This is a genomic window from Streptomyces sp. NPDC028635 (genome assembly GCF_040637635.1).
In the GTDB taxonomy this organism is placed as follows: Bacteria; Actinomycetota; Actinomycetes; order Streptomycetales; family Streptomycetaceae; genus Streptomyces.
In genome coordinates this window covers 305397-331365 of the sequence record NZ_JBEZWX010000004.1, presented here as the reverse complement: position 1 = coordinate 331365, position 25969 = coordinate 305397, and the positions used below count along the sequence as shown (strand labels likewise).

Here is a 25969-nt window from a genome sequence, read left to right as displayed (position 1 = left end):
GCCGGCCGTCGCGTGGGGCGCCGGGGCGGCCCGCGCGGGGGGGGGGGGCGCCCCCGTCCGTCATGCGCTGCGGCCGGGGCCCTGACGCCCCCGGCCGCGGCGGGCCGGGGCAGGCGGGCCGGGGTCAGGAGGTGGGCGGCGGGCCCTGCGGCGGGGAGGCCGGGGGAGGGGTCGGCGGGGTGGCCGCGCCGCCGTCGGCCGCGGCGCCGTCGCCCTTGTGCGCGAGCCGGTCCATGGCGTCCTTCGCCTTGCCCGTGCCCGTCTGGATCCTGTCGCTGTACTTGCCCTTGGTCTTCTCGTCGACGACCTTCGCGGCCCGGTCGATGCCGTGCTGGACCTTGTCCCCGTGCTGCTGCGCGAGGTCCGACACCTTGTCCATGGCCGGGCCGAGCTTGGCTTTCAGATTGTCCATCAGACCCATGGTCCACCTTCCCTGGCGGGACAGTTACGTGTGGGCGCCCTCACCGGCCGCGCTGTCGGCGGCCGCTTCGGCGGACTGCTGCTGGGGGATACCGGCGGTCTCCGCGTGCTCCTCGCCCTTCTCGCCGACCTCGCCCGCCCCGGGCTCCGCCACTTCGACGGCCTCGGTCGCGTCCGTTGCCTCGGTCGCCTCCGTGGCTTCCGCTGCTTCCGTCGCCTCCGCGGTTCCGGTGGCTTCCACGGACTCCGCCGCCTCGGCCTCGTCGGCGGGGGGCTCGTTCACGGCCTGCTCGGCCGCCGCCGTGGTCTCCGACCTCCGAAAAAGTTTCGTAAAAACGCCCATATCAACTCCATACGGTACTCGTCCGGGCGAAATTCCGCGTGGCCCGGTGCGTCCGATTGCGCCACCGGGATCACCGCTCCTGACGAATCGGTGACGGGATCTCGCAAGGTGGCAACGACCTCGGCCGGACCGCGTCACGTAACTCGTTCGAGGACAGGGTCCGGGGTTTGCGAAACTGGTGCGGTGAGCAGCGCACCTCCCGCCCCCCGCGTCATCGCCGTCGTCGGTCCCACGGCAGCCGGCAAATCCGACCTCGGCGTCTTTCTCGCCCGGCAACTCGGCGGCGAGGTCGTCAACGCCGACTCCATGCAGCTGTACCGAGGGATGGACATCGGCACCGCCAAGCTGACGCACGAGGAGCGCGCCGGGGTGCCGCACCACCTCCTCGACATCTGGGACGTGACCGTCACCGCCTCCGTCGCCGAGTACCAGCGGCTCGCCCGCAGCCGGATCGACGAACTCCTCGCCGCCGGCCGCTGGCCGATCCTGGTCGGCGGCTCCGGCCTCTACGTCCGCGGCGCCGTCGACAACCTGGAGTTCCCCGGCACCGACCCCGAGGTCAGGGCCCGCCTGGAGGAGGAGCTGGCGCTGCGCGGCTCCGGCGCCCTGCACGCCCGGCTGGCCGCGGCCGACCCCGAGGCCGCGCGGGCGATTCTGCCCAGCAACGGACGCCGGGTCGTCCGGGCGCTCGAGGTGATCGAGATCACCGGCAAGCCCTTCACGGCGAACCTCCCCGGGCACGACTCGGTCTACGACACCGTGCAGATCGGTGTCGACGTCGCCCGCCCCGAACTCGACGAGCGCATCGCGCGCCGGGTCGACCGGATGTGGGAGGCCGGGCTCGTGGACGAGGTGCGCGCGCTGGAGGCACAGGGCCTGCGCGAGGGGCGTACGGCGTCGCGCGCCCTGGGCTACCAGCAGGTGCTCACGGCGCTCGCCGGGGAGTGCACGCTCGAGGAGGCGCGGGCCGAGACCGTCCGTGCCACCAAGCGCTTCGCGCGCCGCCAGGATTCGTGGTTCCGGCGCGACCCGCGGGTGCACTGGCTCAGTGGGGCCGCGGCGGACCTCGGGGAACTTCCGCGGCTCGCGCTGGCGTTGATCGAACGACCGGTTACAGCCTGATCACGTCATGGCATCGGGACGCCCAGGCCGTCATCCCGGCCTCCGGCGCCGTGCCATCATCGAGCTTCGATCGACCAAGTGGAGTCCGAGTTGGGAGGGCGCGTGGCGATGGAGGCCGGCCCTCGCGACACCGCACAAGACACCGAGCCCGTCACCACCGACAGGGGTGAAGAGCCGCAGGGTGCAAGCGGTTCGGGCCTCGACGGCGACCGTCCGGGCCCGGACGGGGACCCGCTGGACCCGGACGGCCTCGACGACACCCAGGGCGGCGTCACCGCGGACGGTCCGGAACCGGAAGAGATGTTCGCGGGCGGGCCCGAGGTCGAGGTCGAGCTGCGCCCGCAGCGCCGGCTGCGGCTGTGGCAGCTCGCGCCGATCGTCGCGCTCGCCGCGAGCGGCTCTCTGATGTTCGCCTTCCCGCTGGCCTTCGACTTCGGCGACAGCGGGGCCGTCATCGCCATGCTGGGGCTGCTGATCTGCTCCTGTGCGGCCGGCTGGGGCATGATGGCCGCCCGGCGCGTGGGCTACACCTGGCCGGGCCTGCCGCCCCGCGGCTCGGGCCGCCGCCCGGACTGGCGGGTCGTGCTCGGGTACGTCCTTCTGGTGGCCGTCGTCGTGACGCTCGCGGTGTGGCGGGTGGCGCGGCTGCGCTGAGCGCGGCCGGTGTGAACGCGCCCCGGCGCAAGCGCCCCGCTCCCCGCAGCGCAGGTCGCGCGAACTCACTCCGCTGAGCCGCACCAGGCAGGCCGAGCAGGCACGTAACCGTCGCCCGAGCGAGCGCGGACCGCCGCCGGCCCGCCCGCACCGCCCCTCACCTGCCCCGCCTCCCGTCCGCGCCCTGGCGGAGCCCTCCCGTACGATCGAGGCATGAGCACGCGGATCGCCTTCCTCAAGGGTCACGGCACCGAGAACGACTTCGTGATCGTCCCGGACCCGGAGAACGCCCTCGACCTTTCCCCGGCCGCCGTCGCCGCCCTGTGCGACCGCCGCGCGGGCATCGGCGGCGACGGAGTGCTCCACGTCGTGCGGTCCGCGGCGCATCCCGAGGCGAAGGCGATGGCCGCCGAGGCCGAGTGGTTCATGGACTACCGCAACGGCGACGGCTCGATCGCCGAGATGTGCGGCAACGGCGTGCGCGTGTTCGCGCGCTACCTCCAGCACGCCGGCTACGCCGACGAGGGCGACCTGGCCGTCGCCACGCGCGGGGGCGTGAAGCGCGTGCACATCGCCAAGGACGGCGACATCACCGTCGGCATGGGCAAGGCGGTCCTGCCCGCGGGTGAGGTCACGGTCAGCGTCGGCGAGCGCAGCTGGCCCGCGCGCAACGTCAACATGGGCAACCCGCACGCCGTCGCCTTCGTCGACGACCTGGCGCACGCGGGCGACCTGTACGCGCCGCCGCCGTTCAGCCCGGCCTCCGCCTACCCGGACGGCGTGAACGTCGAGTTCGTCGTCGACCGCGGCGAGCGGCACGTCGCCATGCGCGTGCACGAGCGCGGCTCCGGCGAGACCCGCTCGTGCGGCACGGGCGCGTGCGCCGTCGCCGTCGCCACCGCCCGCCGTGACGGCGCCGACCCGGCCGCCACCGGCACCCCGGCGACGTACACCGTGGACGTCCCCGGCGGACGACTCGTGATCACCGAGCGCCCCGACGGCGAGATCGAGATGACCGGCCCCGCGGTGATCGTCGCGGAGGGCGAGATCGACGCGGAGTGGCTGCGCGGCGCGCTCGGCTGACACCTTCCGCGGCCGCCGGCGCGGTACCGCCCGGACAGCGGTTGACGCCACGCCGCAAACCCGTCGACCGTCGCTCGAATGGGTGATCCGTTTCACGCTCGCCGAGAGGCGGTCAAACGCGCGTGGTGGGCTCGGTAGCATCAAGCACCGGCTCGGACGGGGGAGTCGCCCTCCCCTGAGCCGTGTCCGCCCTGGGGCACCCCGTCCGCCGGTCCACGCAGCCGGAGGTGCCCATGAGTGCGGAGGCCACGAACCCTGCGACCCCAGGCCCGGTGACAGGCCAGGTCGCACCCGCTTCCACCGCGGCGCTCGAGCAGGGCGCGCCGCCTTCCCCGCGCCGCAAGGCCCGCCCCCGCATCGACCTGCGCCGCCTGGGCCGGGCCGCGCTGCTCGGCCCCGCCGCCCGCGACCGGCTGCCCGACGCCATCAGCCATGTCGTCGACGCCCACCGCGCCCACCACCCCGACGCCGACCTCGAACCCCTGCGGCGCGCCTATGTGCTGGCCGAGTCCTCGCACCGCGGCCAGATGCGCAAGAGCGGCGAGCCCTACATCACCCACCCCCTCGCGGTCACCCTGATCCTCGCCGAACTCGGCGCGGAGACCACGACGTTGACCGCCTCCCTGCTGCACGACACCGTCGAGGACACGGATGTGACGCTCGATCAGGTGGGCGAGCAGTTCGGCGAGGAGGTGCGTTATCTGGTCGACGGCGTCACCAAGTTGGAGAAGGTCGACTACGGCGCCGCCGCGGAACCGGAGACCTTCCGCAAGATGCTCGTCGCCACCGGCAACGACGTCCGCGTGATGTCGATCAAACTCGCCGACCGGCTGCACAACATGCGCACCCTCGGTGTGATGCGCCCCGAGAAACAGGCCCGCATCGCGCGCGTGACCCGAGACGTGCTCATCCCGCTCGCCGAACGCCTCGGCGTCCAGGCCCTCAAGACCGAACTGGAGGACCTGGTTTTCGCGATCCTCCACCCCGAGGAGTACGAGCACACCCGCGAGTTGATCGTCGACAACGCGGCCCGCACCGACGACCCGCTCGCCGAGATCGCCGACGAGGCGCGCAGGGTGCTGCGCGAGGCCGACATCCCGGCCGAAGTCCTCATCCGTCCCCGCCACTTCGTCTCCGTGCACCGCATCGCCCGCAAACGCGGTCAGCTGCGCGGAGCCGACTTCGGCCGCCTCCTCGTGCTGGTCAACGAGGACGCCGACTGTTACGCGGTGCTGGGTGAGCTGCACACCTGTATGACGCCGGTCGTCTCGGAGTTCAAGGACTTCATCGCCGTACCCAAGTTCAACCTGTACCAGTCCCTGCACACGGCGGTCGCCCGCGCCGACGGCCAGGTCGCCGAAGTCCTGATCCGCACGCACCAGATGCACAAGGTCGCCGAGGCCGGCGTCGTCGCCCTCGGCAACCCGTACGCGCAGCCGTCGGACGACCAGTCCCCGCCCGACGGGGAGCGCGCCGACCCCACCCGGCCCGGCTGGCTCTCCCGGCTCCTGGACTGGCAGCGGGCCGCACCCGACCCCGACACCTTCTGGACGACCCTGCGCGAGGACCTCGCCCAGGACCGGGAGATCACCGTCTTCCGGCCCGACGGCGGCCCGATCGGCCTGCCCGAGGGCGCGACCTGTGTGGACGCCGCCTATGCGCAGTACGGCGAGGACGCCCACGCCTGCATCGGAGCCCGGCTCAACGGGCTGCTCGCGCCGCTGGGCACGGTGCTGCGTGACGGCGACACCGTCGAGCCGCTCATGGGCCAGGACCCCGCCTCGGAGCCGTCACGGGAGTGGCTGGAATACGCGCGCACGCCGGCGGCACGGATCGCGATCCAGCGGTGGCTGGCGTCGCACCCCGGCCCGGAAAGCCACGGCGCCGACGATGCGGCGGAGGCACCGGGTGCAGAAGAGACACGGGAGTCACAGCGCGGAGGCGCGGATCAGGGCGCCGCGAGCGCCGATGCGCCCGGCGTGCGCCCGGCGCGTGCTGGAGCGTCCGGCGCGTACGGATGCGCCGGGGGCGCAACGGGCGCGGGAGATCGTGATGGGGGCGCACAGCTTCAGCCGCCCGCCCTTGCGAGCAAGGCCGGTGTTCGCCCGGTGGCGAACGCCGTACGCGTCACCGGCTCTGCTCCGGCGGACCTGCCGTACGAAGGCTCCGCAGCACCCGCCGCCGGACCTCGCCACACCGGGAACGGGTCCGGCGCCGAGCGCGACGGCCTCGCCGAGGAGCGGCCGACCACCGGCGCACGCCGCGCGTCGCACCCGCGTGCCGCGCGCCCCCGTGCCGCCGATGTGACGGTCCTCGGCCGTGACGGGGCCAGCGCACGGCTGGCCCGCTGCTGCACCCCCGTACCGCCCGACGAGATCACCGGTTTCGCCGTGCGCGGTGGATCCGTCACGGTGCATCGCGTGGGGTGTGCTGCCGTGGCGCGCATGCGCGGCGGGGGGCGTGCGGAGGTCGACGTGCGCTGGGGCGAGACCACGGCATGCCGGGTGACCCTGGTCGCCGAATCGTTCGGCCGCCCGCACCTCCTGGCCGACCTCACCGAGGCCATCGCGCTCGAAGGCGCCGAGATCGTCTCCGCGACCGTCGAGCCCCCGACGCAGCAACGCGTCCGCCACACCTACACGCTCGAGCTGCCGGACGCCGCCCACCTGCCCGCGCTCATGCGTGCCATGCGCAACGTCCCCGGTGTCTACGACGTGGACCGCGCCCAGCACCACGCCCCGCCGTCGATCTGAACCTCGCCGCACTGCCCACGTCGATCCGAGCCGGCCCGCGCCTCCCGTCGTCGAACTGAGCCCGCCGTGCCTCACGGTGTCGACCCGCGCCTGCCCGCGCCCCGCGCCGTCGATCCGAGCCCGCCCGCACCTCCGCGCGTCGGCCCCTGCTCGCCCCGCACCCCCCCCGTGATCCGAGGCCGCCCGCACCTCCGCCCGGCGACCGGCGTGCCCCTCTTTCGGGTGGGCCGGGCGCGCGCCGTCGCCGCCACGCGCGCGTGCGCTGGTAGCGGTGTTCCATGCCGCGCACCCCCCGTACGAAGACCACCCGGCGCCTGAAGACGGCGCTGCTCGCCTCCGCCGTCTCCACCTGCCTCGTCGCCGCGAGCGCCCCGGCCGCCCCGCTCGGCGTCGGCGACCGCCTCTTCCCCAACCTCGGCAACCCGGGGTACGACGTCGCGTCGTACGACCTGTCCCTGACCTATCCCGGCAGCAACGACAAGCCCCTCCAGGCGGTCACCACCATCGACGCGTGGACCACCGAAGCCCTCGACACGCTGAACCTGGACTTCGCGCACGGCACGGTGTCCTCCGTGGAGGTCGACGGCCGTCCCGCCACCTTCGCCAAGGCCGGTGAGGACCTGGTCGTCACCCCGCAGCGGCCGCTCGCGCCGGGCAGCTGGACGCGGATCACCGTCCGGCACACCAGTGACCCGAGGCCGGTCCAGGGCCGCGACGGCGGCTGGGTGCGCACGGCGGACGGCCTCGCCATGGCCAACCAGGCCGACGCCGCCCACCTGGTCTTCCCGTGCAACGACCACCCGTCCGACAAGGCGATGTTCACCTTCCGGGTGACCGCGCCCAACGGCTACACCGCCGTCGCGAACGGGCTGCCCACCACGGTCGACCGGGCCGGCGGGTCCACCACCTGGACGTACCGCACGCAGCACCCGATGGCCACCGAGCTGGCGCAGGTGTCCATCGGCCGCTCGAGCGTCCTGCACCGCGACGGTCCGCACGGCCTGCCCGTGCGGGACGTCGTGCCCAGCAAGGACCGCAAGGTCCTGGAGCCGTGGCTGAAGAAGACCCCGGACCAGATCGCCTGGCTGGAGAGCAAGGTCGGGCGCTACCCGTTCGAGACGTACGGGCTGCTCATGGCCCAGGCCGCGACCGGTTTCGAGCTGGAGACGCAGACGCTCTCCCTCTTCGAGCGGGACCTGTTCACCGAGCCCGCCTACCCGGCCTGGTACGTCGAGTCGATCATGGTGCACGAGCTGTCGCACCAGTGGTTCGGCGACAGCGTCAGCCCCCGGACCTGGTCCGACGTCTGGCTCAACGAGGGGCACGCCACCTGGTACGAGGCGCTGTACGCCGAGGAGAAGGCGCACAAGCCGATGGAGGCACGCATGAAGGCCGCGTACGCCGCCTCCGACCGCTGGCGCGCGGCCGGCGGGCCGCCCGCCGCCCCCAAGCCGCCGCAGGCCGGCCAGAAGATCGGCATCTTCCGGGCCAACATCTACGACGGGGCCGCGCTGGCCCTGTACGCCCTGCGCCAGGAGATCGGCCGGCCCGCCTTCGAGCGCCTGGAACGCGTCTGGGTGCAGAACCACCGCGACCGCAGCGCGACCACGGCCGACTTCATCCACCTGGCCTCCGGCATCGCAGGCCGTGACCTGCGCGGATTCTTCGACGGGTGGCTGTACGGCACGAAGACCCCGCCGATGCCCGGGCACCCGGACTGGAAGTCGGCGGCACCAGGGAAAGCGGGGATCTCGCAGAAGACGGCGGACAGGAAGACAGCGGACAAATAAGCCGGTGACGAGACGGGCCGTTCCGTGCGAACATCGTCAGGTCGCCGAGTCGTGGGACACGGGAATCTCCCGGGGTCCTCGCGCGTTGTGACCTTTGACGGCATCACCATCGACGTAAGGACCCAATGACCTCCTCTTCTTCCTCTTCCCAGGCCACCAAGCGCCTCGCGCACACCTACCCCGAAGGACTTCGGGCCGATGCCCTGATGGAAGAGGACGTCGCCTGGAGCCACGAGATCGACGGAGACCGGGACGGCGACCAGTTCGACCGCTCCGAGCGCGCGGCTCTGCGCCGTGTGGCGGGCCTCTCCACCGAGCTCGAGGACGTCACCGAGGTCGAGTACCGCCAGCTCCGCCTGGAGCGGGTCGTGCTCGTCGGCGTCTGGACCTCGGGGACCGTCGACGACGCGGAGAACTCGCTGGCCGAGCTGGCCGCCCTCGCGGAGACCGCGGGTGCGCTCGTGCTCGACGGCGTCATCCAGCGCCGCGACAAGCCCGACGCGGCGACCTACATCGGTTCCGGCAAGGCCGAGGAGCTGCGCGACATCGTCCTGGAGACGGGTGCGGACACCGTCATCTGCGACGGTGAACTCAGCCCGGGTCAGCTGATCCACCTCGAGGACGTCGTCAAGGTCAAGGTCATCGACCGTACGGCCCTGATCCTCGACATCTTCGCCCAGCACGCCAAGTCCCGCGAGGGCAAGGCGCAGGTCGCGCTCGCGCAGATGCAGTACATGCTGCCGCGGCTGCGCGGCTGGGGTCAGTCGCTGTCCCGTCAGATGGGCGGCGGCAAGGGCGGCGGCCTCGCCACCCGTGGTCCCGGTGAGACCAAGATCGAGACTGACCGGCGCCGGATCCGCGAGAAGATGGCGAAGATGCGCCGGGAGATCGCGGAGATGAAGACCGGCCGCGAGATCAAGCGCCAGGAACGCAAGCGCCACAAGGTGCCGTCCGTCGCCATCGCGGGCTACACCAACGCCGGCAAGTCCTCGTTGCTCAACCGCCTCACCGGCGCGGGCGTCCTGGTCGAGAACGCGCTGTTCGCGACCCTGGATCCCACCGTGCGCCGGGCGCAGACCCCGAGCGGCCGGCTCTACACGCTGGCCGACACCGTGGGCTTTGTGCGCCATCTGCCCCACCACCTGGTCGAGGCGTTCCGCTCCACCATGGAGGAGGTCGGCGAGTCCGACCTGATCCTGCACGTGGTGGACGGGTCGCACCCGAACCCGGAGGAGCAGCTGGCAGCGGTCCGCGAGGTGATCCGGGACGTCGGCGCCACCGGCGTACCCGAGATCGTCGTGGTCAACAAGGCGGACGCGGCGGACCCGCTGGTGCTCCAGCGGCTGCTGCGGGTGGAGAAGCACTCCATCGCCGTCTCGGCCCGCACCGGTCAGAACATCGCCCAGCTGCTCGCCATGATCGACGCGGAACTGCCCCGGCCGTCCGTCGAGATCGAGGTGCTCCTGCCCTACACCCACGGCAAGCTGGTCGCCCGCGCCCACGACGAGGGCGAGGTGATCTCCGAGGAGCACACCGCGGAGGGCACCCTGCTCAAGGTGCGGGTGCACGAGGAACTGGCCGCCGACCTCGCGCCGTACGTCCCGGCACCGGCCGCCTGACATCCCGGCCGCCGCGAAAGGCGCGACGGACGAGTAACGCCCGAAGGCCCGCCCCCTGCGAGGGGGCGGGCCTTCGTCGTGGTGTCACCCGCGGCTCACTGGCCGCCGTACGTCTTGCTCATGTTCTGGTACAGCGCCTCGGCCTCCGGACCCAGCTGCGGACCGGCCAGCCAGGTGTTGTCGGTCGGGCCGATGGAGGTGTTCGACACCAGCTTGGTCCGGCCGTCGACCACCCGGAACCAGCCGCCGCCGGAGCTGCCACCGGTCATGGTGCAACCGATGCGGTACATGTTCGGCAGCGACGGGGACAGCGAGAAACGCCCGGGCCGGTCGAGGCACTTGAACATCTTCAGCCCGTTGTACGGCGGCGCCGCCGGGTAACCCCAGGCGCCCATGGTGCCCGCCTGGCGCGCGGACGGCGCGGAGAAGTCCACGTCCAGCGCGGCGCCGACCGTCTCCTCCAGCGACTTCGCGCCGTGCTCCGGCTTCACGTGCAGCACCGCGTAGTCGTACGCGGCACCGGCGCCGCCCGTCTCCGAGCCGCCCTGGATCCACTGGTTGGACGTGGAGGCCCAGTCCGCCCACCAGGCGCCGTACGGAGCGACCTCCTGCGCGGGCGCGTTCGCCAGCTGGGCGTCGGACTTGCCCAGGTCGTTGTAGGCGGGCACGAAGGCGATGTTGCGGTACCAGCCGCCGCTGCCGCCGGCGTGCACACAGTGGCCGGCGGTCCACACCAGGTTGGACTTGCCGGGGTGGTTCACGTCCTTGACCACCGTGCCCGAGCAGACCATCGAGCCCTCGGGGGAGTCGAAGAAGACCTTGCCGACCGGCGCCGCGTTCTCGTGGTACGGCAGCTTCTCCGGCTGGGCCTGGACCGGGGCGGGCTCCGGGTCGCTGACGCCCTGGTCGGCCGGCGCGTCCTTGGCGGTGACCGTCTTGTCGGCCTCCTTCGCGGACTTCATCCGCTCCGGCTTCCACAGGCCCTGGATCACCGGGTTGACGAAGTCCTTGGCCTCACTGAGCCACTTGTCCCTGTCCCAGTTCTTCCAGCCGCCGTTCTTCCACTGGTCGACGTCTATGCCGTGCTTCTTGAGCTTGTCGGCCAGATCGGCCGGAACCTTCACCTGCCCCGGGTCCGCGGCCTGGCTGGCGTCGGCGCCGGGCGTGCCGCTCGCCTTGTCGTCGTCGGAACCGTTGCAGGCGGTCGCGGTGAGCGCCAGGGCCGCGACGACGCCGGCGGCGGCGAGCGCCGTACGGCGACGCCGTCCGCGTGGCGTGGTGGTGCGTGCTGACGTGGAACGCATGGTGCGTGTACCCCCGTTGAAGTGCTGTCGTCGAGCCGAAATGAGTGGAGCGCTGTCATCATGCACGGACGGATGAGGGCGAACCGCGGCGAGAGCGTGAAGGTTCTCCAGGGACCCCACCGCCGCTCACCCTCGGCACGCCGTTACTGCCCGGCGTACTTCTTGCTCACCGCGTCGTACACGCCCTTGGCGACCTTGCCCAGTCGCGGACCGGCCAGCCAGCCGGACGTCACCGGGCCGATCGAGGTGTTGGACACCAGCGCCGGCTTGCCGTCCGAGCCCTGCGCGACCCAGCCGCCGCCCGAGGAACCGCCGGTCATCGTGCAGCCGATGCGGTACATCGTCGGATCGGTCGTGTTCAGCGACAGCCGCCCGGGCTTGTCCTGGCACTGGTACAGCTTCTGCCCGTCGTACGGCTTCGCCGCCGGGTAGCCGGTCGCCGTCAGGCTCTCGACCTTCGGTACGGCCGGGGCGTCGAAGTCGACCGGCAGCGCGGAACCGACCGTCTCCTCCAGCGACTTGCCGCCGTTGCCCTGCTCCGGCGTCACATGGATCACCGCGTAGTCGTACGACGCCCCGTCACCGCCGGTCTCGCCGCCCTGCTCGATCCACTGGTCCGAGGTCTGCGCCCAGTCACCCCACCACACGCCGTACGGAGCGACCTCCTGCCGGGTGGCGTTCTGCAACTGGGCGACCGACTCGCCGGAGTCGTTGTACGACGGCACGAACGCGATGTTGCGGTACCAGCCGCCCTTCTTGCCCGCGTGGACGCAGTGCCCGGCCGTCCACACCAGGTTGGACTTGCCCGGGTGGGCCGGGTCCTTCACCACCGTCGCCGAGCACACCATCGTGCCCTCGGGCGAGTCGAAGAACACCTTGCCGGCCTCGGGCGCGTTGGCGTGGTACTTCGGCGAGACGGCCTTGGCCTGCACGGGCGCCGGAGTCGGGTCGGTGACGCCCTGGTCACCGGAGAGGTCGTTGTCGTCGACACTCTTGTCCGGGTCCTGGGCGCCCCGCATCCGGTCCGGGTCCCACAGTCCCTTGATGATCGGGTTGATGTAGTCCTGCGCCTCGCGCAGCCACTGGTCCCTGTCCCAGTTCTTCCAGGCGCCGTTCTTCCACTTGTCGAGATCGATCCCGTGCTCCCTGAGCCGGTTCTTCAGATCGTCCGGGATCTTGATCTTCGTGTCGCCGGCCGCGGAAGCGGTCGCGGCCGTGGTGGGCCGGCCGTCGGCGTTGTCGTCGCCTCCCTCACAGGCGGTCGCGGTGAGGGCCAGCGCCGAGACGAGGGCCAGCGCGGCCAGCCTGGGGGATGCTCCGCGGCGTGCGCCTCCCTCCCGGCGAACGGTGAACGACGGCCGTATGGATCGCATGCTGCTGACTCCCCCTGGGATGGACGTACTGCCGCCGTGCCACTGCACCTCTTCGCTGCTCGGGGCGTGCGCACGGCGTCCGGAACGGGATCACACACTATGCGCTCGCTGTGGGGGACTTCCGGTGGAACGGCAACGGTTCGGCTACAGACGGTCAACGGGGGCACGTCGTCCGACCGGAGCCGCGGCGTCGTCCGCGCCGCCTTCCGGGATGTCTTCCGCTGTGTCTTCCGCGATGTCTTCCGCAGGGAGTCCGGCCCTCCGCGGTGTGCGGTGACGTCCGCGGGGTGCCGCGCCACCCGTAACCAGTGCGGCGGTGCGCTGTTGGTAGCGGTGGGGCCCGGGGCTGCGGTGTGCCGCCGTCCGGCTCCGGCATACCGGGTGAGGGGGCGGGGCACAGCCTGTGAGCGACAACTCGCCTCCGGTTGGCGGGAGGAGAGCAAGCCGTGGGCGTCACCGAGGGGATCCTGCGACGGCAGTCGGCACGCGAGTCGGCGGCACGCACCTACGCGCGTGCCCTGCCGATCGTGCCGGTACGGGCCCGCGGCCTCACCATCGAGGGGGCCGATGGACGCCGCTACCTCGACTGCCTGTCCGGCGCCGGAACTCTCGCCCTCGGCCACAACCATCCCGTCGTCCTGGAGGCGATCCGGGACGTCCTGGACTCCGGCGCTCCGCTGCACGCGCTCGACCTCGCCACCCCCGTCAAGGACGCCTTCGTCACCGAACTGCTCGGCACCCTGCCGCCCGGCCTCGCCGGCCGTGCCCGTGTCCAATTCTGCGGACCGGCCGGCACCGACGCCGTGGAAGCCGCGCTCAAACTCGTCCGCACCGCGACCGGCCGCGCAGGAATCCTCACCTTCACCGGTGCCTACCACGGCATGACGAGAGGGGCCCAGGAGGTCTCCGGCCACGCCACTGACCTGACCGGGCACGGCGCCGACGTGACCCGTCTGCCGTATCCGCAGGACTACCGCTGTCCCTTCGGCGTCGGAGGAGAGGCGGGTGCCGAACTCGCCGCCCGCTGGGCCGAGTCCGTGCTCGACGACCCCAAGTCCGGTGTTCCGCGCCCGGCGGGGCTGATCGTCGAACCCGTCCAGGGCGAGGGCGGTGTCATCCCCGCGCCCGACACCTGGCTGCGGCGCGTCCGCGAGATCACCGCCGCCCGGTCCATCCCGCTGATCGCCGACGAGGTCCAGACCGGGGTCGGCCGCACCGGCGCCTTCTGGGCCGTGGAGCACAGCGGCATCACCCCCGACGTCATGGTCCTGTCCAAGGCCATCGGCGGCAGCCTCCCCCTGGCAGTCGTGGTGTACCGCGACGACCTCGACGTCTGGCAACCCGGTGCCCACGCCGGCACCTTCCGCGGCAACCAGCTCGCCATGGCCGCGGGCACGGCGACGCTCGCCTACGTCCGCCGCCACGGCCTCTCCGAACGCGCGGCCGCCTTGGGTGCCCGGATGCTGACCCACCTTCGGCGACTCGGCGACGAGTTCGCCTGCGTGGGAGACGTGCGCGGGCGGGGGCTGATGATCGGGATGGAGATGGTCGAGCCGGAGGCGGACGTCGTGGAGGGCGGCGTCGTGGGGAGCGGCGTCGTGGAGGGCGGCGTCGTGGGGGACACGTCGGACGGGGGCGGACTCGCTCCGGACGCCGTTCCCGTGCCACACCCCCGCACGGAATCCGCCCGGCGCCCTCGCCCGGCGTCCCCCCGGCTTGCCGCCGCCGTCCAGCGCGAGTGCCTGCACCGCGGACTGATCGTCGAACTCGGTGGCCGGCACGCCAGCGTCGTCAGGCTGCTCCCACCCCTGACGATCACCGACGAACAGGCCGCCGCGGTCCTCGACCGCCTCGCCGACGCGGTGGCGGCAGCCGCCCGTACGGCACCGACCGCCCAGGAGCGCGACCAGTACAGCGAGCAGCGCGGCGCACACAGCCCACAGACGGGCTGACCGTCCTACCGGACCGCGCACCCCCTCACCGCACGACGTCACGAGGAACCTCCTTGAACCCCATCTCCGCCTCCACCCCGAACTCCCTCCCTGCCTCCGCCTCCACCCCGAACTCCCTCCCTGCCTCCGCCTCGAACTCCACTTCCGACTCCTCCGCCGACAGCCCCGACCTGCTCACGCCGGCCGTCCCCGCCGCCGCCTCCGTCCCCCAGCAAGGAGGGCCGCGGCGCGAGCGGGCGCCGTACGGACAGCAGCACGGCACCCCCGGGCCGGCGGCGAACTCCGGCGGCGCGCGGCCGATCACCGACGCGCCCCGGCCGGTGTCCTCCGGCGCCCACGCCCCGCAGGACCGCGCCCGCCCGGCCTTCGGCGACGCGCAAGCCCAGCCCGAGCCGGCGGACCCGTTGGCTCACCCCGACCCGCACACGGCGGCCCAGGCAGCGGCGGTGGAGAACCTCCTCCGCTGCTGGGTCCGCGAGACCGGTGTCCCCGCCCCTACGGGAGCCATCCTGCGCATCCCGCTGCCCGCCAGCGGCACCGCCCTGCTCGTCCCCGTCCGCCACTGGTCCCCGACCGGCTGGCACCGTTTCGGGCCGCCCCGGCCGGCCGACGCCCCTGAATCGTCCCCGCCGGCCGACGCCGTTACCGTCGCCGCCCTGCTCGCCCGGGAGTGCCACACCACCGGCGACACCGCCGAAGCCGACGCCACCGACCTGGTCGCCCGCGTCGTTGACTCCGTGCGCCGCACCGCCTCCTTCGTCAGCGAACGCCGCGCCCGCCCGACTGACGGGCCGGATCTGTTCCTCTCCGCCGAGCAGGCCCTGACGCTCGGCCATCCGCTGCATCCGACCCCGAAGAGCCGCGAAGGCCTGTCGGAGGCGGAAATGCGCCTCTACTCACCCGAGTTGGGCGGCTACCTCCCGCTTCACTGGATCGCCGTCGCCCCTTCCGTGCTCGCCACCGACTCCGCCTGGACCGAGCGCGGCCGGGTGGTTCCCGCCGACCGGCTCACCGCCCGGCTCGCCGGCCCCGCCGTGCCATTGCCCGACGGCTACGCGGCCCTGCCCGTGCACCCCTGGCAGCTCCGTGAGGTCCGCCAACGCCCGGAAGCAGCCGACCTGTTCGACTCCGGCCTGCTGCGCGACCTCGGCCCCCACGGCCCCGCGTGGCACCCCACCTCCTCCGTCCGCACCCTGTACCGATCCGGCGCCCCGGCCATGCTCAAGCTGTCCCTGGGCCTGCGCATCACCAACTCCCGCCGGGAGAACCTCCGCAAGGAACTCCACCGTGGCGTCGAGGTCCACCGGCTGCTGCGCTCGGGACTCGCCCGCCAATGGCATGCCGCGCACCCTGCCTTCGACATCGTCCGCGACCCCGCCTGGCTCGCCGTCGACGACCAGGTCGGCCATCCGGTCAACGGACTCGATGTGGTGATCCGGCACAACCCGTTCGCCCCCGCGGACGACGTCTCATGCATGGCGGGGCTGGTCGCTCTCCGGCCGTCCGCCGGCTCAGCACCGGGCTCTCGCCTGGCCGATGTGGTCACACGCCTGGCTCACCGAACCGGACGCCCACGAGTCGCCATCGCCGCCGAGTGGTTCCTGCGCTACCTGGAGCACGTCGTCCGCCCCGTCCTGTGGCTGGACGGCGAGGCCGGTGTCGCGCTGGAAGCCCATCAGCAGAACACGCTGCTCCTGCTGGACCGCGACGGTTGGCCCATCGGCGGCCGTTACCGGGACAACCAGGGCTACTACTTCCGCGAGTCCCGCCGTGCCGAACTCGACACCCTGCTCCCCGGCATCGGCGCGCACAGCGACACCTTCGTCACCGACGACGTGACCGATGAGCGCTTCACCTACTACCTCGCGATCAACAACGTGTTCGGCCTGATCGGTGCGTTCGGCTCGCAGCGTCTCGCCGACGAACGACTGCTGCTCGCCGCCTTCCGCAGGTTCCTCGACGCCGCAGCTTCCGGCCCCTCACGGCTGCGCAGCTCACTGCCCGACCGCCTTCTCGACTCGCCCACCCTGCGCTGCAAGGCCAACCTGCTCACCCGGCTGCACGGGCTGGACGAACTCGTCGGTCCGGTGGACACCCAGTCCGTCTACGTCACCATCGCCAACCCCCTTCGCTGCTGAAGCACCGGCCCTCGCCGCCTTCCCATCGCCTCTCGCCCCTCGTCTCTGAAATCCCGCACGTCTTCTGTCATCCGTCTTCCGCTCCCTGATCCTCGAGAGGAGAGCCGCCGTGGCTTCCACCGACTCCCTTGTGACCGGTACCGCCGACTCCGAGGACACCCTCGACCTCCACCTCCCCGCCGACTTCCTCGCACTGCGCACCGCCGGGGAGCCCGGGAGCGGGGAGCAGGACGCCGGGGCCGGGCACTACGCCGGGGCTGCGCGGGATGCCGAGTGGTCGCGGGACGAGGAGGCTGCACGGGTCGCCGAGATGGCGCGGGAAGCCGAGGTCGCGCCGGACACACCGCCGCTGTGGAGCACCGCTCTGCCGCTACCCGGTGCCGACCTGCTCGACCAGGTGGCGGAGTGGGGAGCGACGACCACGGCCGCGGGGGAGTTCCAGTTGGTCCCCGTCCGGCCCGACCGGGACGTACCGCTCATCTGCCGGTGGATGAACGACCCCGCGGTCGCGGCGTTCTGGGAACTGGCCGGTCCGGCCGACGTCACGGAGGCGCACCTGGCCGCGCAGCTGACCGGTGACGGGCGCAGCGTGCCCTGCCTCGGCGTCCTGGACGGCACGCCGATGAGCTACTGGGAGCTCTACCGGGCTGACCTCGATCCCCTGGCCCGGCACTATCCCGCCCGCCCTCACGACACCGGTATCCACCTTCTTCTCGGCGGTGTCGCCGATCGTGGGCGCGGAGTCGGCAGCGCTCTGCTCAGAGCCGTGGCCGACCTGGTCCTCGACCGGCGTCCGGCCTGCACTCGTGTCGTCGCGGAACCCGATGTTCGCAATGTCCCCTCCCTCGCCGCGTTCCTCAACGCTGGTTTCCGGTTCTCCGCCGAGGTGGACCTGCCCGGGAAGCGGGCCGCGCTCATGATCCGGGACCGGTCCCTGCGGAGCCTGTTGTGACGGTGCGTAGCAGCACTGTCACAGGGAGAACGTGCCTCTCCGCCCGTTGGTTCCCGCCCCGGCACTTCTTCTTCACCGGGCAGCGCCCACGGTTCCACCCCTGGAAGTGTCCACGCTTCCTCGCCGCGGAGCGCCCACACTCCCTCCCCGGGAAGCGCCCACGCCTTCGTCGCCTTCGTCAGGAATCGCCCACGCCCTTGATCCCGTCTCCTGTTTCCCCCGCGATCCGTCGTTTGTCAGTGCCGAGCCGTAGGGTGGTCGCGCTATGACGAAGCCCTCTCTTCCCGAACTTCTGCACGCCGCGGTCGCTGCCGTCGGCGGCACGGAGCGTCCTGGCCAGGTGGCCATGGCCCAAGCCGTCGCCGATGCGATCGACGACAGCTCGCATCTGCTGGTCCAGGCCGGCACCGGTACGGGAAAGTCCCTGGGCTATCTCGTGCCCGCGCTCGCGCACGGTGAGCGGGTCGTCGTGGCGACCGCCACCCTCGCCCTGCAGCGCCAGCTGGTGGAGCGGGATCTGCCCCGCACCGTTGACTCGCTGCATCCGCTGCTGCGCCGCCGCCCTGAGTTCGCCATGCTCAAGGGCCGGTCGAACTACCTGTGCCTGCACCGTCTGCACGAGGGCGTGCCCCAGGACGAGGAGGAGGGCCTCTTCGACCAGTTCGAGGCCGCGGCTCCGACCAGCAAGCTGGGCCAGGACCTGCTGCGCCTGCGGGACTGGGCCGACGAGACCGAGAGCGGCGACCGGGACGATCTCACCCCGGGCGTCTCCGACCGGGCCTGGGCTCAGGTGTCGGTCTCCTCGCGGGAGTGTCTGGGCGCCACGAAGTGCGCCTACGGTGCCGAGTGCTTCGCCGAGATGGCCCGCGAGCGCGCCAAGCTCGCCGAGGTCGTCGTGACCAACCACGCGCTGCTCGCGATCGACGCCATCGAAGGCGCTCCCGTGCTGCCGCAGCACGAGGTGCTGATCGTCGACGAGGCACACGAACTGGTCTCCCGGGTCACTGGCGTCGCCACCGGCGAACTCACGCCGGGCCAGGTCAACCGTGCCGTGCGCCGCGCCGCGAAACTTGTGAACGAGAAGGCCGCCGATCAGCTGCTGACCGCCGCGGAGGGCTTCGAGCGGCTGATGGAGCTGGCGCTGCCCGGTCGCCTCGAGGAGATCCCGGAGGACCTCGGATACGCCCTGATGGCGCTGCGCGACGCGGCGCGCACGGTGATCTCCGCGATGGGCGCCACACGCGACAAGTCCGTCCAGGACGAGGACGCGGTCCGCAAGCAGGCGCTGGCCTCGGTGGAGAACGTCCACGACGTGGCGGAGCGCATCGTCAACGGTTCCGAGTGGGACGTCGTCTGGTACGAGCGGCACGACCGCTTCGGCGCCTCCTTGCGCGTCGCCCCCATGTCGGTGTCCGGGCTGCTGAGGGAGAAGCTGTTCGCCGATCGGTCGGTGATCCTGACCTCCGCGACGCTGAAACTGGGCGGCGACTTCAACGGCGTGGGCGCCTCGCTGGGACTCGCTCCCGAAGGCACGGAGGGCGACGACGTCCCGCAGTGGAAGGGCGTCGACGTCGGCTCGCCGTTCGACTACCGCAAGCAGGGCATCCTGTACGTCGCCAAGCATCTGTCGCGGCCCGCGCGTGACGGCGACCGCGCAGACATGCTGGACGAGCTGACCGAGCTGATCCAGGCCGCCGGCGGCCGCACCCTCGGACTGTTCTCCTCGATGCGGGCCGCTCAGCTGGCCGCCGAGGAGCTGCGCGGCCGGATCCCGGAGTTCCCGATCCTGCTGCAGGGCGAGGAGACCCTGGGTGAGCTGATCAAGAACTTCGCCGCCGATCCGAAGACGTGCCTGTTCGGCACGCTCTCGCTGTGGCAGGGCGTCGACGTGCCGGGCCCGAGCTGCCAGCTGGTCGTCATGGACAAGATCCCGTTCCCGCGCCCGGACGACCCGCTGATGAGCGCCCGCCAGAAGGCCGTCGAGGAGGGCGGAGGAAATGGCTTCATGGCGGTCGCGGCCACGCATGCGGCACTGCTGATGGCCCAGGGCGCGGGCCGCCTCGTGCGCGCCTCGGGCGACCGCGGGGTGGTCGCCGTACTGGATCAGCGTCTGGCCACGGCTCGCTACGGCAGCTATCTGAAGGCGTCCATGCCGGACTTCTGGTACACGACCGACCGCAACCAGGTCCGTAGGTCGCTGGCGGCCATCGATGCGGCCGCGAAGCAGGCGGAGACGGCCAGCTCGGGGGCTGAGTCGGCGAGCTCTGACGCCGACACGGCCGGCGGCGCGTCCGAGACGGAGAGCAAGCAGCCCGAAGCGGTGTGAGCGAGGGGGCAGCGAGCTGCGTGCCCCTACCGGCCGCGACCTCGCGAGCAATGCGAGCCGCGTGGACCCACCGACCGCGCCCTCACGAGCAGGCGGGCCGCGCCCTCGCGAGCCGGCGGGCCGCAACCGCTTGAGCGTGCGGGCTGCGGCCGGTCGAGCAGGCGGGCGGCGGCCACGTGAGCAAGCTGCCCCGGCAGATGGTCGTACCAGGGCAGCACAAGGGCCCCGGAACCGGCGCAGAGGTCCCGGGGCCCAGTCAGGGAGCGGCGGGTCGGCGAGGCCCGCCCGGCTGCGGTGCGGCGTCGACGCGGCCGTACCGAAGTGTCTGTCGCAGCTGCGCTCAGACGCGGCGCAGTACGGCCACCACCTTGCCGAGGATGGTCGCGTCGTCACCGGGGATCGGCTCGTACGCGGAGTTGTGCGGCAGGAGCCAGACGTGGCCGTCCTCGCGCTTGAAGCGCTTGACCGTGGCCTCACCGTCCAGCATGGCGGCCACGATGTCGCCGTTCTCCGCGACGGGCTGGCGGCGCACGGTGACCCAGTCTCCGTCGCAGATGGCGGCCTCGATCATCGAGTCACCGACGACCTTGAGCACAAACAGCTCACCGTCGCCGACGAGCTGCCGCGGCAGGGGGAACACGTCCTCGACGGATTCCTCGGCGAGGATCGGGCCACCGGCGGCGATCCGGCCCACCAGCGGGACGTACGACGCGGCCGGCTTGCCCGCGGTGTCCGTCGGCTGGATCGGGGCGGCCTGGTCGGAGCCGCGTACCTCGTAGGCGCGGGGGCGGTGCGGGTCGCGGCGCAGGAAGCCCTTGCGCTCCAGCGCCATCAGCTGGTGGGCGACGGAGGACGTGCTGGACAGGCCGACCGCCTGGCCGATCTCCCGCATCGACGGCGGATAGCCCCGGCGCTGCACGGAGTCCCGGATGACCTCGATCACCCGGCGCTGGCGATCGGTGAGCCCCGAGCTGTCGGCCCGGATGCCTGGAGGTCGCCCCGGCAGGGAGCGCTTGGGCCCCTCGGGGTTCACGGATTCGTTCATCACATGCACCGGCTCGAGTCGGCCCTGGGAGCGGTCCTGGGCGGTGATGGTGGCGCTGTCTGCGGTGGTGGTCACGTCGGCCCCTCTCGGTGGTCTCCCTGCCAGCACAACGGTAGTTGCTTTCGAAAGGTTGCGCCAAACACACGTTCGAGTGAAAAACCATGATTCACGTGACGCGATCGTGTGTCCGGGTGTATGGCTGACGCGGCCCCTGACGGGCAAAAGCCCCCATTGCTGTACTCTTCACCGCCGGGGTGCCGACCTCATGGTGTGACGCACCAGTCTGCCACCCGGGATCCCGGGCGCCGAGGACCGGCCCCGCCCTGTGCGGGAGTCCCACCCCATCTCCGTGCGGCGCCCACGGTATCTCCGTGATGTGCCGGAACGATACGGCCGTGCCGCGCCGTGTCCCGTGCCGGCCCGGTGTGTCGCACCGTGGCGCCGGTGTCGCCGGCCGGCGCAGCGGGGTCTCGGCGGGGGAGAGTCGCTTTCCTGCGGCGTGCGGGGCAGTGCGCCGGTGGCGCACGGAGCCGCTTGCCGGCCGTGCGCGGAGCCGCCACCTGGCGCGACACGCGCGTGTGGTGTGGATGTATGCGCCAATCCCCACATCTAGTGGTTGGATGGCTACAGCAGCCCACAAGTTGTGGTCCCCCTGGTCTCAGAGCCCGCGGCGATCGCCTATGCTGGGGGCTGCTTCGCGGGGCTCATGAGGCCCGGCGAGGCTATTGAGTCTGCTGTGAGGAGGGTTGGGAGTTCATGCACTGCCCCTTCTGCAGGCACCCCGACAGCCGTGTCGTCGACAGCCGTACGACCGACGACGGCACGTCCATCCGCCGGCGCCGTCAGTGCCCAGACTGCTCCCGTCGTTTCACGACGGTGGAGACGTGCTCACTGATGGTGGTCAAGCGGTCCGGAGTCACCGAGCCCTTCAGTCGCACCAAGGTCATCAACGGTGTGCGCAAGGCATGCCAGGGAAGGCCTGTCACCGAGGACGCGCTCGCTCTGCTCGGCCAGCGGGTCGAGGAGGCCGTGCGGGCCACCGGGAGCGCCGAGCTGACCACCCACGACGTGGGCCTGGCCATACTCGGCCCGTTGCAGGAGCTCGACCTCGTCGCCTACCTGCGGTTCGCCTCGGTCTACCGGGCGTTCGAATCGCTCGAGGACTTCGACGCCGCCATCGCGGAACTCAGGGAACAGACGGGACGCCCCGCCGCGGTCGACGAGGACCGCGAGGGCGACGCGGGCGCCGACGCCGGCGCGGGGAGCCCGGAAAACGAACGCGGGTCCTCGGGGGCGGTCCAGGTCCCCGAGCCCGCGAGCGCCGCCGACTGACCGACGGGCCGGACGCGGGAGCAGACCTTCCGGGTCCGGTGGGCGGCGGCGACACGAAGACCTGTTGCGGGCGGCAGCGAGAGGGTGCCCGCAGCACCAGACAGAACACCGTGCCACGGGAACATCGGGGCACTTCAGGGCGTTTTGCCCGTACCAGGGAGGCGGCATGACAGAGACGGCGAGCGGTCCGGCACGAGGTTCCCGAGCAAAGGGCGCCAAGGGCACCAAGGGGCTGCGTATCGAGCGCATCCACACCACCCCCGGCGTGCACCCGTACGACGAGGTGGCCTGGGAGCGCCGTGACGTCGTCATGACCAACTGGCGCGACGGCTCGGTCAACTTCGAGCAGCGTGGCGTCGAGTTCCCCGACTTCTGGTCGGTGAACGCGGTCAACATCGTCACCAGCAAGTACTTCCGGGGTGCCGTCGGCACGCCGCAGCGCGAGACCAGCCTCAAGCAGCTGATCGACCGCATCGTGAAGACGTACCGCAAGGCCGGCGAGGACCACCAGTACTTCGCCTCGCCCGCGGACGCCGAGATCTTCGAGCACGAGCTGGCCTACGCCCTGCTGCACCAGATCTTCAGCTTCAACAGCCCCGTCTGGTTCAACGTCGGCACCAAGCAGCCCCAGCAGGTCTCCGCCTGCTTCATCCTGTCCGTCGACGACTCCATGGAGTCGATCCTCGACTGGTACAAGGAAGAGGGCATGATCTTCAAGGGCGGCTCCGGCGCCGGCCTGAACCTCTCCCGCATCCGCTCCTCCAAGGAGCTGCTGTCCTCCGGCGGCAACGCCTCCGGTCCCGTCTCCTTCATGCGCGGCGCCGACGCCTCCGCCGGCACCATCAAGTCCGGTGGTGCCACCCGCCGCGCCGCCAAGATGGTCGTGCTCGACGTCGATCACCCCGACATCGAGGACTTCATCGAGACCAAGGTCAAGGAAGAGGAGAAGATCCGCGTCCTGCGCGACGCGGGCTTCGACATGGACCTGGGCGGCGACGACATCACGTCCGTCCAGTACCAGAACGCCAACAACTCCGTCCGCGTGAACGACGAGTTCATGACGGCCGTCGAGCAGGGCGGCAAGTTCGGCCTGCGCGCCCGCATGACCGGCGAGGTCATCGAGGAGGTCGACGCCAAGTCGCTCTTCCGCAAGATCGCCGAGGCCGCCTGGGCCTGCGCCGACCCGGGCATCCAGTACGACGACACGATCAACACCTGGCACACCTGCCCCGAGTCCGGCCGGATCACCGCGTCGAACCCGTGCAGCGAGTACATGCACCTGGACAACACGTCCTGCAACCTCGCCTCGCTGAACCTGATGAAGTTCCTCAAGGACGACGGCAAGGGCAACCAGTCCTTCGAGACCGAGCGCTTCCAGAAGGTCGTCGAGCTGGTCATCACCGCGATGGACATCTCGATCTGCTTCGCGGACTTCCCGACCCAGAAGATCGGCGAGAACACGCGCGCGTTCCGCCAGCTCGGCATCGGCTACGCCAACCTCGGCGCCCTGCTCATGGCCACCGGCCACGCCTACGACTCCGACGGCGGCCGCGCCCTCGCCGGTGCCATCACCTCCCTGATGACCGGCACGGCCTACCGCCGCTCCTCCGAGCTGGCCGCGGTCGTCGGTCCCTACGACGGCTACGCCCGCAACGCCGACGCCCACAAGCGCGTCATGAAGCAGCACGCCGACGCCAACGGCAAGGCCGTCCGCATGGACGACCTGGACACGCCGGTGTGGGCCGCCGCCACGGAGGCCTGGCAGGACGTCGTCCGCCTCGGCGAGAAGAACGGTTTCCGTAACGCCCAGGCGTCCGTGCTCGCCCCGACCGGCACCATCGGTCTGGCGATGTCCTGCGACACCACCGGTGTCGAGCCCGACCTGGCGCTCGTGAAGTTCAAGAAGCTGGTCGGCGGCGGCTCGATGCAGATCGTCAACGGCACCGTCCCGCAGGCCCTGCGCCGCCTGGGCTACCAGGAGGAGCAGATCGAGGCGATCGTCGCCCACATCGCCGAGAACGGCAATGTGATCGACGCCCCCGGCCTCAAGCCGGAGCACTACGAGGTGTTCGACTGCGCCATGGGCGAGCGCGCCATCTCCCCGATGGGCCACGTCCGCATGATGGCCGCGATCCAGCCGTGGATCTCCGGCGCCATCTCCAAGACGGTCAACATGCCGGAGACGGCGACCGTCGAGGAGGTCGAGGAGATCTACTTCGAGGCCTGGAAGCTCGGCGTCAAGGCGCTCGCGATCTACCGCGACAACTGCAAGGTCGGCCAGCCGCTCTCCGCCAAGAGCAAGGAGAAGGAGAAGGCCGAGGTCACGGAGAAGGCCGAGGCGACCATCCGCGAGACGGTCGAGAAGGTCATCGAGTACCGCCCGGTCCGCAAGCGCCTGCCCAAGGGCCGTCCCGGGATCACCACGTCCTTCACGGTCGGCGGCGCCGAGGGCTACATGACCGCCAACTCCTACCCGGACGACGGTCTCGGTGAGGTCTTCCTGAAGATGTCCAAGCAGGGCTCCACCCTCGCGGGCATGATGGACGCCTTCTCCATCGCCGTCTCCGTCGGTCTGCAGTACGGCGTGCCGCTCGAGACGTACGTCTCGAAGTTCACCAACATGCGCTTCGAGCCGGCCGGCATGACCGACGACCCGGACGTGCGGATGGCCCAGTCGATCGTCGACTACATCTTCCGCCGCCTGGCGCTGGACTTCCTGCCCTTCGAGACCCGCTCCGCCCTCGGCATCCACTCCGCCGAGGAGCGTCAGCGCCACCTCGAGACCGGCTCCTACGAGCCGGCCGACGACGAGGTCGACGTCGAGGGCCTGGCCCAGTCGGCGCCGCGCGCCCAGGAGCTGAAGGCCGTGGCCACGCCGCAGACGGACGCCGGTGCGACCAAGGCCGCCCCGCAGCAGGCGCACACCAACGCGGAACTGGTGGAGATGCAGCTGGGCATCCAGGCCGACGCCCCGCTGTGCTTCTCCTGCGGTACGAAGATGCAGCGGGCCGGTTCCTGCTACATCTGCGAGGGCTGCGGCTCGACCAGCGGCTGCAGCTGAGGTGAGCGCCGGCACGGCGCGCATCGGCTGACCGCGGGGCGGTGGGACCGGACATCCGGTCCCACCGCCCCGCGGTGTTTCCCGCTCCCGTGTTCAGGACGGCCGTATCCGCCCCATCACCCTCGCGAAGTCCGCGGGGTCCTCCTCGAAACCGTGCACGCCGGGACGGAACGCCCACTCGCCGGAGGTGTCGCGGACGAACTCGGCGACCGTGGCCGCCGTGGCCCCGAGCACTTCACGGAAGTCGTCCTCGAAGAGGTCCGTGTATCCCTCGCGGATCCGCAGACCCGGGTTGAGCACCCCGATGAACGTGCGGTGGGCGGAGCGCTGCTGGATGACCGCACCGACGACCACGCGCGCGTACCGGCTGTCGAGCCGGTCCAGCTCGAGCGTCATGACCTCGTCCCAGCCGAAGCCCTTGCCGTCCCTGCTGTCGCGGTTGAGGTAGATCGTGCCGTCGGGCGAGCGGCTGTCGAAGTGGACGACATAGGCTGGATCGCCGTACGGCTCGTCCGCCGTGTACGTCCCGGCGACCAGGTCCAGGTCGGCCGGCGGCTGCCCCGCCGGACTCGGATCCCACTTGAGTGCGACCTCGACCTTGCGGATTCCCTTGCTGAGGCCGTTCACGGACTCCCCCTTCCGACTGCCGGACCACCCCCGCCCTAACTGCCCGCCGGGCAGGGCAGGTTGTCCATCCTGCCA

General features: G+C 71.6%; 18 protein-coding genes. 12 read left to right on the top strand and 6 right to left on the bottom strand.

Going from position 1 to position 25969, the window contains the following annotated elements; genetic code table 11:
* Positions 1–124: 124 nt before the first annotated feature.
* Both AB0E88_RS07120 and AB0E88_RS07115 read right to left on the bottom strand, forming a co-directional pair.
* Complete coding sequence (locus AB0E88_RS07120) at positions 125–421, bottom strand: antitoxin (protein ID WP_361625136.1); 297 nt, start codon at positions 419–421, stop codon at positions 125–127.
* Positions 422–445: 24 nt separating this feature from the next.
* A complete protein-coding gene (locus AB0E88_RS07115; RefSeq protein ID WP_361625133.1) occupies positions 446–703 on the bottom strand; it encodes a hypothetical protein in 258 nt (85 codons plus the stop codon).
* A gap of 243 nt (positions 704–946) precedes the next feature.
* On the opposite strand from AB0E88_RS07115, the gene miaA reads away from it, so the two are divergent.
* From miaA to hflX, 6 genes are all read left to right on the top strand, one after another.
* Positions 947–1885 (top strand): tRNA (adenosine(37)-N6)-dimethylallyltransferase MiaA, encoded by a 939-nt coding sequence (gene miaA / locus AB0E88_RS07110; RefSeq protein ID WP_361625130.1) that lies wholly within the window; start codon positions 947–949, stop codon positions 1883–1885.
* A 108-nt stretch (positions 1886–1993) separates the two neighbouring features.
* A complete protein-coding gene (locus tag AB0E88_RS07105) occupies positions 1994–2539 on the top strand; it encodes a hypothetical protein (protein ID WP_361625169.1) in 546 nt (181 codons plus the stop codon).
* Positions 2540–2752: 213 nt separating this feature from the next.
* A complete protein-coding gene (dapF, locus tag AB0E88_RS07100; protein WP_361625127.1) occupies positions 2753–3622 on the top strand; it encodes a diaminopimelate epimerase in 870 nt (289 codons plus the stop codon).
* A gap of 233 nt (positions 3623–3855) precedes the next feature.
* Positions 3856–6375, top strand: coding sequence for an HD domain-containing protein (locus tag AB0E88_RS07095; protein ID WP_361625124.1), 2520 nt, complete (start codon positions 3856–3858; stop codon positions 6373–6375).
* A 278-nt stretch (positions 6376–6653) separates the two neighbouring features.
* Positions 6654–8165, top strand: a complete 1512-nt coding sequence (locus AB0E88_RS07090; RefSeq protein ID WP_361625121.1) for a M1 family metallopeptidase — start codon at positions 6654–6656, stop codon at positions 8163–8165.
* Between the two features lie 125 nt (positions 8166–8290).
* The gene (hflX, locus tag AB0E88_RS07085; RefSeq protein ID WP_361625118.1) at positions 8291–9784 is read left to right on the top strand and encodes a GTPase HflX; all 1494 of its coding nucleotides are present in this window, start codon (positions 8291–8293) and stop codon (positions 9782–9784) included.
* Positions 9785–9879: 95 nt separating this feature from the next.
* Here hflX and AB0E88_RS07080 read toward each other — a convergent pair whose 3' ends face one another.
* Both AB0E88_RS07080 and AB0E88_RS07075 read right to left on the bottom strand, forming a co-directional pair.
* Positions 9880–11088: a hypothetical protein gene (locus AB0E88_RS07080; RefSeq protein WP_361625115.1), complete on the bottom strand. Its 1209-nt coding sequence runs from the start codon at positions 11086–11088 to the stop codon at positions 9880–9882.
* A gap of 143 nt (positions 11089–11231) precedes the next feature.
* On the bottom strand, positions 11232–12461 hold the full coding sequence (locus AB0E88_RS07075) for a hypothetical protein (RefSeq protein WP_361625112.1): 1230 nt from the start codon (positions 12459–12461) through the stop codon (positions 11232–11234).
* Positions 12462–12907: 446 nt separating this feature from the next.
* On the opposite strand from AB0E88_RS07075, the gene AB0E88_RS07070 reads away from it, so the two are divergent.
* From AB0E88_RS07070 to AB0E88_RS07055, 4 genes are all read left to right on the top strand, one after another.
* Positions 12908–14413, top strand: coding sequence for a diaminobutyrate--2-oxoglutarate transaminase family protein (locus AB0E88_RS07070; RefSeq protein WP_361625109.1), 1506 nt, complete (start codon positions 12908–12910; stop codon positions 14411–14413).
* Positions 14414–14817: 404 nt separating this feature from the next.
* Positions 14818–16551 (top strand): IucA/IucC family protein, encoded by a 1734-nt coding sequence (locus AB0E88_RS07065; protein WP_361625166.1) that lies wholly within the window; start codon positions 14818–14820, stop codon positions 16549–16551.
* A gap of 109 nt (positions 16552–16660) precedes the next feature.
* Positions 16661–17503 carry a GNAT family N-acetyltransferase gene (locus tag AB0E88_RS07060; RefSeq protein ID WP_361625106.1) on the top strand — a complete coding sequence of 281 codons (843 nt, stop codon included), beginning with the start codon at positions 16661–16663 and terminating at the stop codon, positions 17501–17503.
* A gap of 265 nt (positions 17504–17768) precedes the next feature.
* On the top strand, positions 17769–19829 hold the full coding sequence (locus AB0E88_RS07055) for an ATP-dependent DNA helicase (protein ID WP_361625103.1): 2061 nt from the start codon (positions 17769–17771) through the stop codon (positions 19827–19829).
* Between the two features lie 340 nt (positions 19830–20169).
* On the opposite strand, the gene lexA is transcribed toward AB0E88_RS07055, so the two are convergent.
* Positions 20170–20949 (bottom strand): transcriptional repressor LexA, encoded by a 780-nt coding sequence (gene lexA / locus AB0E88_RS07050; protein WP_361625100.1) that lies wholly within the window; start codon positions 20947–20949, stop codon positions 20170–20172.
* 681 nt (positions 20950–21630) lie between these two features.
* On the opposite strand from lexA, the gene nrdR reads away from it, so the two are divergent.
* Positions 21631–22206, top strand: coding sequence for a transcriptional regulator NrdR (gene nrdR, locus AB0E88_RS07045; protein WP_361625097.1), 576 nt, complete (start codon positions 21631–21633; stop codon positions 22204–22206).
* Positions 22207–22372: 166 nt separating this feature from the next.
* Positions 22373–25267 carry a vitamin B12-dependent ribonucleotide reductase gene (locus tag AB0E88_RS07040; protein ID WP_361625094.1) on the top strand — a complete coding sequence of 965 codons (2895 nt, stop codon included), beginning with the start codon at positions 22373–22375 and terminating at the stop codon, positions 25265–25267.
* A 93-nt stretch (positions 25268–25360) separates the two neighbouring features.
* On the opposite strand, the gene AB0E88_RS07035 is transcribed toward AB0E88_RS07040, so the two are convergent.
* Positions 25361–25894 carry a TerD family protein gene (locus tag AB0E88_RS07035; protein ID WP_361625091.1) on the bottom strand — a complete coding sequence of 178 codons (534 nt, stop codon included), beginning with the start codon at positions 25892–25894 and terminating at the stop codon, positions 25361–25363.
* Positions 25895–25969 lie beyond the last annotated feature (75 nt).